Annotated in this window: 8 protein-coding genes; all 8 read left to right on the top strand. The window is 71.4% G+C overall.

All coding sequences use genetic code 11. The features are described from left to right. Window positions 1-857: molybdopterin-dependent oxidoreductase (locus tag ACZDWJ_RS09865; RefSeq protein ID WP_463520775.1), on the top strand; the 857-nt coding region annotated here is incomplete at its 5' end. A 41-nt stretch (window positions 858-898) separates the two neighbouring features. Continuing rightward, a complete protein-coding gene (gene nuoH, locus ACZDWJ_RS09860) occupies window positions 899-2,233 on the top strand; it encodes an NADH-quinone oxidoreductase subunit NuoH (protein ID WP_463520778.1) in 1,335 nt (444 codons plus the stop codon). Beyond that, complete coding sequence (nuoI, locus tag ACZDWJ_RS09855) at window positions 2,233-2,826, top strand: NADH-quinone oxidoreductase subunit NuoI (protein ID WP_463520774.1); 594 nt, start codon at window positions 2,233-2,235, stop codon at window positions 2,824-2,826. The genes nuoH and nuoI overlap by 1 nt, the downstream gene beginning before the upstream one ends. Further along, the gene (locus tag ACZDWJ_RS09850) at window positions 2,823-3,626 is read left to right on the top strand and encodes an NADH-quinone oxidoreductase subunit J (protein WP_463520773.1); all 804 of its coding nucleotides are present in this window, start codon (window positions 2,823-2,825) and stop codon (window positions 3,624-3,626) included. Before nuoI ends, ACZDWJ_RS09850 begins: the two co-directional genes overlap by 4 nt. Next, on the top strand, window positions 3,623-3,928 hold the full coding sequence (gene nuoK, locus ACZDWJ_RS09845) for an NADH-quinone oxidoreductase subunit NuoK (RefSeq protein WP_463520772.1): 306 nt from the start codon (window positions 3,623-3,625) through the stop codon (window positions 3,926-3,928). The genes ACZDWJ_RS09850 and nuoK overlap by 4 nt, the downstream gene beginning before the upstream one ends. A 16-nt stretch (window positions 3,929-3,944) precedes the next feature. After that, the gene (gene nuoL / locus ACZDWJ_RS09840; RefSeq protein ID WP_463520771.1) at window positions 3,945-5,879 is read left to right on the top strand and encodes an NADH-quinone oxidoreductase subunit L; all 1,935 of its coding nucleotides are present in this window, start codon (window positions 3,945-3,947) and stop codon (window positions 5,877-5,879) included. Next, the gene (locus ACZDWJ_RS09835; RefSeq protein ID WP_463520770.1) at window positions 5,876-7,453 is read left to right on the top strand and encodes an NADH-quinone oxidoreductase subunit M; all 1,578 of its coding nucleotides are present in this window, start codon (window positions 5,876-5,878) and stop codon (window positions 7,451-7,453) included. Before nuoL ends, ACZDWJ_RS09835 begins: the two co-directional genes overlap by 4 nt. After that, window positions 7,453-9,045, top strand: coding sequence for an NADH-quinone oxidoreductase subunit NuoN (nuoN, locus tag ACZDWJ_RS09830; RefSeq protein ID WP_463520769.1), 1,593 nt, complete (start codon window positions 7,453-7,455; stop codon window positions 9,043-9,045). The genes ACZDWJ_RS09835 and nuoN overlap by 1 nt, the downstream gene beginning before the upstream one ends. The last annotated feature ends 49 nt before the right edge of the window (window positions 9,046-9,094 follow it).

Below are 9,094 nucleotides of genomic sequence, written 5' to 3'. Positions count from 1 at the left end.
TGCCGACGCTGCTGCCCGGCGGCCGCCCGGTCGCCGACGCCGCCGCCCGCGTCGACGTCGCCACCTCGTGGGGCGTCGACCACCTGCCCGAGGCGCCCGGCCGCGACGCGGACGCGATCGTCGCCGCCCTGCGCGCCGGCGAGCTCGGCGGCCTGCTCATCGGCGGCGTCGACCCGCGCGACACCGCCGACCCCGCCGCCACCCTGGCCGCGATCGAGGCGGCCGGGTTCGTGGTCTCCCTCGAGCTGCGCGCCACCGACGTCACGCGCCTGGCCGACGTCGTCCTGCCGGTCGCGCCGGTCACCGACAAGGCCGGCATCTTCGTCACCTGGGAGGGCCGTCCGCGTCCCTTCGAGCAGGTGCTCGCCAACCCGGCGTCGCTGCCCGACCTGCGGGTCCTGGCCGGCATCGGCGAGGAGCTCGCCGCGCTCGGCCACGGCCCGGGCCTGGGCTTCCGCACCGTCGCCGAGGTCCGCCGCGAGATGAGCGAGCTCGGCCCCTGGGACGGCGCCCGTCCGGCGCTCGAGGCCACGCCCGCCGCGCCGCCGCCGGCCGCCGACGGCCTGGCCCTGGCCACCTGGCGGCTCATGCTCGACGACGGCTCGCTGCAGGACGGCGACAAGCACCTGGCCGCCACCGCGCGTCCGGCCGTCGTCCGGGTCTCGCCCACGGTGCTGGCCGCCCTCGGCGAGGTCGTCGAGGTCACCGGCGACCGCGGCTCGATCACCCTCCCGGCCGTCGCCGAGGACCTGCCCGACGGCGTCGTCTGGGTGCCCACGAACTCCGTCGGCCGCGGCGTGTGGTCCGATCTCGCCTCGCCCGGCAGCCGGGTCACCGTGAAGGGAGTCGAGCAGTGATCCTGCCCGGCCTGGCCACCAGCGTCGTCCAGGGCGGGGCGATCCGCGCCGCCGACGACCTCTCCGACTTCGGCAGCGACCCCTGGTGGGTGATCCTGCTCAAGGCGGTGCTGATCTTCCTGGTCCTCGTGCTGCTCACCCTGTTCAACATCTGGTGGGAGCGCCGCGTCGTCGCGCGCATGCAGCACCGCATCGGCCCGAACGTGCACGGCCCCTTCGGCCTGCTGCAGTCGCTGGCCGACGGCGTGAAGCTGATGATGAAGGAGGACATCATCCCGACGGCGGCCGACCGCGTCGTCTTCGTCACCGCGCCGATCCTCTCGGTGGTGCCGGCGTTCGTGACCTTCTCGGTCATCCCGTTCGGGCCCGAGGTGCGCATCCCCTTCACCGACACCTACACCCGCCTGCAGCTCACCGACATGCCGGTGGCGGTGCTGTTCGTGATGGCGATCGCCTCGATCGGCATCTACGGCATCGTGCTCGGCGGCTGGTCGTCGGGCTCCACCTACTCCCTGCTCGGCGGCCTGCGCTCCAGCGCCCAGATGATCTCCTACGAGGTCGCGATGGGCCTGGCGCTGGTGGCGGTGTTCATCTACGCCGGCTCCATGTCGACCTCCGCGATCGTCGACGCCCAGAAGGACCTCTGGTTCGGCCTGATCCTCATCCCGAGCTTCGTCATCTACGTGATCGCGATGGTCGGCGAGACCAACCGCGCGCCCTTCGACCTCCCCGAGGCCGAGGGCGAGCTCGTCGGCGGATTCCACACCGAGTACAGCTCGATCAAGTTCGCGCTGTTCTTCCTCGCCGAGTACGTCAACATGGCCACCGTCTCCGCGCTCGCCACGACGCTGTTCCTCGGCGGCTGGCGCGCCCCGTTCTGGATCGACCGGGTCTGGGAGGGCGCCAACCAGGGCTACTGGCCGGTGCTGTGGTTCCTCGGCAAGGTCCTGTTCTTCATCTTCTTCTTCATCTGGCTGCGCGGCTCGCTGCCCCGTCTGCGCTACGACCAGTTCATGGCCTTCGGCTGGAAGCGGCTCATCCCGATCTCGCTGGCCTGGATCTTCGCCGTCGCCGCCCTGCGGGTGGCCCGGCTCGAGGGCTGGTTCGAGAACCGCTCGGTGATCATCGGCGTCGGCGTCGTGCTCGCGCTGCTCGTCGTTCTGCTCCTCGTCGGCGACCGCGACGCCTCCGACGAGGAGTCCGCGGAGGCCGCCGAGGCCGCCACGCACCCGGCCCCGCGTCCGGCCGGTGGCTTCCCCGTGCCGCCGATGCCCGTCGGCGGTGCCGTCCGCGGTGCCGCGGCCACCCTCACCTTCCCGTCCCCACTCGGGTCGACCCGCGCCACCGGGTCCGCCACCGACCGCGAGGAGCAGTGATGGCAGACGTCCCCCAGCAGCGCGAGGGATCCTCCCTCAAGGAGCAGTTCTGGGACCCCGTCGCCGGGTTCGGCGTCACCTTCCGGACGATGTTCAAGAAGGTCGTCACCGAGCAGTACCCCTTCGAGAAGCTGCCCACCGCGCCGCGGTTCCACGGGCGCCACCAGCTCAACCGCTGGCCCGACGGCCTGGAGAAGTGCGTCGGCTGCGAGCTGTGCGCGTGGGCCTGCCCCGCGGACGCCATCTACGTCGAGGGCGCCTCGAACACCGACGAGGAGCGCTTCAGCCCCGGCGAGCGCTACGGCCGCGTCTACCAGATCAACTACCTGCGCTGCATCCTGTGCGGGCTGTGCATCGAGGCGTGCCCCACGCGCGCGCTCACGATGACCAACGAGTACGAGCTGGCCGACGACAACCGCGCCGACCTCATCTACGAGAAGTCCGACCTGCTCGCCCCGCTCCTGCCGGGCATGGAGCAGCCGCCGCACCCGATGCGGCTGGGCTCCGACGAGGGCGACTACTACCGCGGCGCCTACGCCGCCGCCCCCGACGAGACCCTGCGTCGGGCCGGTGCCGCAGGAGGCCCCGCATGATCGCCTTCTGGATCCTCGCGCCGGTGATGGTGATCGCCGCCCTCGGCATCCTCATCGTCCCCAAGGCGGTGCACGCGGCGCTGCTGCTGGCCGTCGTCATGCTCAGCCTGTCGGTGCTCTACCTCGCCGCCGACGCGCCGTTCCTCTTCGCGGTGCAGATCATCGTCTACACCGGCGCGATCCTGATGCTGTTCCTCTTCGTGCTGATGCTCGTCGGCGTCGACTCCTCCGACTCCGTCGTCGAGACCATCCGCGGCCAGCGGCTCCTCGCCACCGTCGGCGGCATCGGCCTCGGAGCCGTGCTCGTCGTCGGCGCCGCGCAGCTGAGCCTGGGCCCGGCCACCGGCCTCGGCGAGGCCAACCGCGGCGGCAACATCCAGGCGCTCGCCAACGTGATCTTCTCCCGCTACGTCGTGGCCTTCGAGGTCACCAGCGCGCTGATCATCACCGCCGCCGTCGGTGCGATGGTGCTCGCCCACCGCGAGCGCACCGAGCCGAAGAAGGGGCAGGCCGAGCTCGCCGCGCAGCGCGTCCGCGACTTCGCCGAGAAGGGCACCCATCTCGGCCCGCTGCCACCCCCGGGCACCTTCGCGCGGCACAACGCCGTCGACACCCCGGCCCTGCTGCCCGACGGCACGCCCTCGGAGCTGTCGGTCTCGCGGGTGCTGGCCGCCCGCGGCACCGTGCGCTCCGCGCCGGAGCTGGCCGACGACATCGAGGAGATCCGCGCCGGGCTCGGCGAGGACACCACCGCCGAGGCGTCCGAGGACGCCGAGCAGAAGGAGGGCACGGACGCGTGAGCGACCAGACCACCGCCTACATCGCGCTCTCCGCGATCCTGTTCACCATCGGCTCGGTGGGCGTCCTCGTGCGCCGCAACGCCATCGTGGTGTTCATGTGCGTCGAGCTGATGCTCAACGCCAGCAACCTCGCTCTCGTCGCCTTCGCCCGCCAGCACGGCAACCTCGAGGGCCAGGTCGCCGCCTTCTTCGTGATGGTGGTGGCCGCGGCCGAGGTCGTGGTCGGACTCGCGATCCTCATGACCATCTTCCGGACCCGGCGCTCGGCCTCGGTCGACGACGCCAGCCTGCTGAAGCTCTGATCGGACGGCTGAACCCATGATCTCCCTCTCCGAGGCCACCGCGATCCCGGTGGTCGACCCCGCCACGGCCGACGGCGTCTTCTCGCTGCTCTGGCTCGTCATCGGACTCCCGCTGGCCGGTGCCGCGATCCTGCTGCTCGGCGGCCGCCGCACCGACCGCTGGGGCCACCTGCTCGGCACCGCCACGGCCGTCGGCTCGTTCGTGCTCAGCCTCGTGCTCTTCCTCACCGCCCTGGGCCGCGAGGAGTCCGAGCGCCAGGTCACCCAGCACCTGTGGCAGTGGATCTCCGTGGGCCGCCTCGACGTCGGGCTCGACCTGCTCTACGACCCGCTCTCGGCGCTGTTCCTGCTGCTGATCACCGGCGTCGGCTCGCTGATCCACGTCTACTCCATCGGCTACATGAGCCACGACCCCCGTCGTCGCCGGTTCTTCGCCTACCTCAACCTCTTCGTCGCGGCCATGCTCACGCTGGTGCTCGCGGAGAACTACCTGGTGGTCTTCCTCGGCTGGGAGGGCGTCGGCCTGGCGTCCTACCTGCTCATCGGCTTCTGGCAGCACAAGCCGTCCGCGGCCGCGGCGGCCAAGAAGGCCTTCGTCATCAACCGCGTCGGCGACATCGGCCTGAGCCTCTCGATCGCGCTGATGTTCGTCACGTTCGGCTCCACCAGCTTCACCGTCGTCAGCCAGCTGGCCTCCGGCGCCAGCGAGGGCACGCTCACCACCCTGGGCGTCCTGCTGCTGCTCGGCGCGTGCGGCAAGTCGGCGCAGGTGCCGCTGCAGGCCTGGCTCCTCGACGCCATGGAGGGCCCCACCCCGGTCTCGGCGCTCATCCACGCCGCCACCATGGTCACCGCCGGCGTCTACCTCGTGTGCCGCTCGAACTTCCTCTTCGAGCGCGCCCCCGACGCCCAGACCGTCGTGGTGGTCGTCGCCACCGTCACGCTCCTGTGGGGTGCGGTCATCGGCTGCGCCAAGGACGACATCAAGAAGGCCCTCGCCGGCTCCACGATGAGCCAGATCGGCTACATGATGCTCGGTGCCGGCCTCGGCGTCGCGGGCTACGCCTTCGCGATCTTCCACCTCATCACCCACGGCTTCTTCAAGGCCAACATGTTCCTCGGCGCCGGCTCGGTGATGCACGGCATGGACGACGACGTCGACATGCGCCACTACGGCGGCCTGCGCAAGGCCATGCCGGTCACCTTCCTGACCTTCGCGATGGGCTACCTCGCGATCATCGGCTTCCCCGGCTTCTCGGGCTTCTGGTCCAAGGACAAGATCATCGAGACCGCCCTGGCCGAGAACTGGGTCGTCGGCCTGTGCGCCCTGCTGGGCGCCGGCGTCACCGGCTTCTACATGACCCGCCTCATGCTGATGACCTTCCTCGGCGACGAGGACCGCCACCGCGAGGGCGTCCACCCGCACGAGTCGCCGAAGGTGATGACCGGCCCGCTGGTCGTCCTCGCCGCGCTCTCGGTGCTCGGCGGCGTCCTGCTGGCCGGCGACTGGATCGTCGACTGGCTGGCGCCGGTCGTCGGCACCGCCGAGGAGCACCACCCGCCGATCCCGGCCCTGGCCGTCACCGGCATCGCGGTGCTCGTCGTCGCCGCCGGCGTCGCCCTGGCCTGGCGCCTGGTCGGCCAGCGTCCGATCCCCGACGTCGCGCCCACCGAGGTCTCCTTCGTCACCCGCGCGGCCCGTGCCGACCTCTACGGCGACGCCATCAACGAGGGCCTCGTCGTCGAGCCGGGCCGCCGCCTCGTGCGCGGCCTGGTCGCCACCGACACCCGCGCCGTCGACGGCGTCCTCACCGGCGGGCCCGTCCTCGTCGGCGGCCTCGGCCTGCTCCTGCGCCGGGTGCAGAACGGCTACGTCCGGTCCTACGCAGCGTCCGTCCTCGGCGGCACGATCGTCGTCCTCGTCGCCCTCCTGGTGGTGAACTTCGCATGAGCATGCCCTGGCTGACCCTGCTGATCGCCGTCCCGCTCGTCGGGGCCGTGCTCACCGCGCTCGTGCCCCGTCTCTCTGTGCCGCGGCCCGACGTCCTCGCCCGCCAGCTCGGCCTGGGCGTCTCCCTGCTGACGCTGCTGCTCGGCGTCGCGGTCGCCGTCCAGTACCAGACCGACGCCGGGATGCAGCTCACCGAGACCCACACCTGGATCGAGGCCATCGGCGTCCACTACGCCCTCGGCGTCGACGGCCTGGGCCTGCTGATGGTGCTGCTCACCGTCGTGCTCGTGCCGATCGTGCTGCTCTCGTCGTGGCACGACGTCGAGGAGGAGCCGGGCGCCTCCGGCATCCGCACCGCCGGCTTCGTCGCCTGGGCGCTCGCGCTCGAGGGCCTCGCGCTCGCGGTGTTCCTGGCCACCGACGTGTTCCTCTTCTACGTCGTCTTCGAGGCCACGCTCATCCCGGCCTACTTCCTCATCGGCGCCTACGGCCGCGGCGACCGCGGCTTCGCGGCGCTGAAGTTCCTCATGTACCAGCTCGGCGGCGGTCTGGTGCTGCTCGGTGGCGTCATCGGCCTCTACGTCGTCTCCTCGCAGGCCGGCAGCCCGAGCTACCTCATCTCCGACCTCGCCAAGATCGACATGGGCCAGGACGCCGAGCGGTGGCTGTTCGTCGCCTTCTTCACCGCCTTCGCGGTGAAGGCGCCGCTCTTCCCGGTGCACACCTGGCTGGCCGACACCACCCAGCGGGCCACGCCCGGCACCAGCGTCCTGCTGGTCTGCGTGCTCGACAAGATCGGCACCTTCGGCATGCTGCGCTTCTGCCTGGGGCTCTTCCCCGAGGCCTCGCAGTGGGCCACGCCGGTGGTCGTCACGCTCGCGCTGATCTCGATCGTCTACGGCGCGCTCATCGCCATCGGCCAGGACGACGTCCTGCGCTTGATCGGCCTGACCTCGCTGAGCCACTTCGGCTTCATCACGCTGGGGATCTTCGCCTTCTCCAGCCAGGGCGGCTCTGGCTCGATCCTCTACATGGTCAACCACGGCATCGGCACCGCGGCGCTGTTCCTCGTCGCGGGCTACCTGATCCGCCGCCGCGGCACCACGCTGATCAGCGAGATGGGCGGCATGGAGAAGGCCACCCCGGTGCTCGCCGGCGTCCTGCTCATCGCGGGCCTGGCGACGCTGAGCCTGCCCGGTCTCTCGCCGTTCGTCTCCGAGATGCTCGTGATCATCGCCGCCTTCGACCAGCACTGGTGGGTCGGCTCGGTGGCGGTCTCCGGCATCGTGCTCGCGGCCATCTACGTGCTGTGGGCCTACCAGCGGATGATGACCGGCCCGCCGCCCGAGGACGCCGAGAGCGCCGGCTCCGCACGCACCCTCGACCTCGGCGTCCGCGAGATCGTCGCCGTGGCCCCGCTCGTCGTCCTGCTGGTCGGCCTCGGCTTCTACCCGCGGCCGCTCTTCGAGGCCAGCAACCCCTACGTCGCCGACCTGATGTCGCAGGTGGGCGTCTCCGACGACGCGCCCGCCGTCACCACCCCGGCCGCGCCGAGCGCGGAGGAGGACCACTGATGGAGTTCGCCAAGCCCACCATCGAGTACGCCGACCTGTGGCCGGTGGTCCTCGTCCTCGGCGTCGCCTGCCTCGGCGTCGCGCTGGAGGCCTTCCTCCCGCGCGGGCGCCGCGCCGTCCCGCAGCTGGTGCTCGCCCTCGCCGGCCTGGTGGCCGCGCTCGTCGGCACGATCGTCGTCGCGACCCGCCTCGACCTCACCGCCCCCGTCAGCAAGGGCGGCGCCCGCGGCCTCGTCGGCGCGGAGGGCTCGATCGCGGTCGACGGCCCGGCGGTCTTCTTCTGGGGCCTGATCCTGATCTTCGCCATCGGCGGCGCGCTGCTGTTCGCCGAGAAGCGGCTCGAGGGCGGCGTCTCGGCCTTCTCCGGCCAGGCCGCCGCGCTGCCGGGCACCGACGCCGAGCGTCGCACCCAGCACCTGGAGCACACCGAGATCTTCCCGCTGCTCATGTTCGCCGTGGGCGGCATGATGCTCTTCCCGGCCGCCAACGACCTGCTGATGATGTTCGTGGCGCTCGAGGTGCTGAGCCTCCCGCTGTACCTGCTGTGCGGCCTGGCGCGTCGGCGTCGCCTGCTCAGCCAGGAGGCGGCGATGAAGTACTTCCTGCTCGGCGCGTTCTCCTCGGCGTTCTTCCTCTACGGCGTCGCGATGATCTACGGCTTCGCGGGCTCCATGGAGCTGGCCGCGATCGACCAGGCGGTCCGCAACTCCTCAGGCAGCCGGATCCTGCTGCTGCTCGGCATCGGCCTGCTCAGCGTCGGCCTGCTCTTCAAGGTCGGTGCGGTGCCGTTCCAGTCGTGGACGCCCGACGTCTACCAGGGAGCTCCCACGGCCGTCACCGCCTTCATGTCGGCCGGCACCAAGATCGCCGCGTTCGGCGCGATCCTGCGGCTCTTCTACGTCGGCTTCGGCGCCGACCGCTGGACCTGGCAGCCGATGCTGTGGGTCATCGCGATCGCCTCGATGATCGTCGGCGCGGTGCTCGCCGTCGTCCAGACCGACGTCAAGCGGATGCTGGCCTACTCCTCGATCGCCCACACGGGCTTCCTGCTCACCGGCGTGCTCGGCGCGCAGTCCTTCGGCGACCTCGCGCCCGGCCAGATCACCTCGCTGCAGGCCGTCCTCTTCTACCTCACCACCTACGGCTTCGCGATGCTCGGCGCCTTCGCGCTGGTCAGCCTCGTGCGCGACGCCTCCGGCGAGGCCACCAGCACCGCCCGCTGGGTGGGCCTGGGCAAGCGCTCGCCGCTGGTGGCCGGCGCGTTCGCCTTCTTCCTGCTCTCCATGGCCGGCATCCCGCTCACCGCGGGCTTCGTGGGCAAGTGGGCGGTCTTCACCGTCGCGCTCTCCGCGGGCGCCTGGCCGGTGGTCGTCGTGGCGATCGGGTCGAGCATCGTCGCGGTGTTCTTCTACGTCCGCCAGATCCGCCTGATGTTCTTCAGCGAGCCCGAGGGCGACGTCGCCACCGTCACCCGGCCCTCGCTGCTGACCTCGGCGACGATCGCGGTGGGCCTGGCCGGCACGGTCGTCCTGGGCATCGTTCCTGGGCCGGTTCTCGATCTCGCGGCCCATGCGGGACAATTCGTCAGGTGAGCTCTCCCCAGACCGCGGCCCTGGCACTGCCCGTCACCGACGACGCGCT

The sequence above is a fragment of the Nocardioides sp. B129/18 genome, assembly GCF_055282735.1.
This window is presented reverse-complemented; position numbering and strand designations above follow the sequence as displayed.